General features: G+C 61.4%; 1 protein-coding gene. It reads right to left on the bottom strand.

The features are described from left to right. Positions 1-355 (bottom strand): ATP-binding cassette domain-containing protein (locus ACIOVB_RS09285; RefSeq protein ID WP_401266960.1); only part of this gene is annotated, 355 nt, incomplete at both ends.

Genomic DNA, 355 nt, shown 5'->3' on the forward strand with positions numbered 1-355 from the left:
CCTTCAATGCCGCAATAATCGCCGCTTCCTGCTCGGCGGCGGTGCCCATCTTGTGAATCCGCAGGCCTTCGCCAACGATGTCGCTCACGCACATCCGCGGGCTCAGGCTGCCAAACGGGTCCTGAAACACCACCTGCATCTCCCGACGCAACGGGCGCACCTCGTTCTGCGTCAGGCAGTCTAGCTGCTTGCCTTCAAAGCGGATGGCGCCTTTGCTGCCGATCAGCCGCAAAATCGCCAGACCCAGCGTGGATTTGCCGGAACCACTTTCCCCCACAATCCCCAGGGTCTGACCCTGAGGCAGGCTGAAATTGATGCCGTCCACTGCCTTGACGTGATCCACCGTGCGCTTGAG

Origin of the sequence: Pseudomonas sp. NPDC087639, assembly GCF_044743385.1 — a bacterium.
GTDB lineage: Bacteria > Pseudomonadota > Gammaproteobacteria > Pseudomonadales > Pseudomonadaceae > Aquipseudomonas.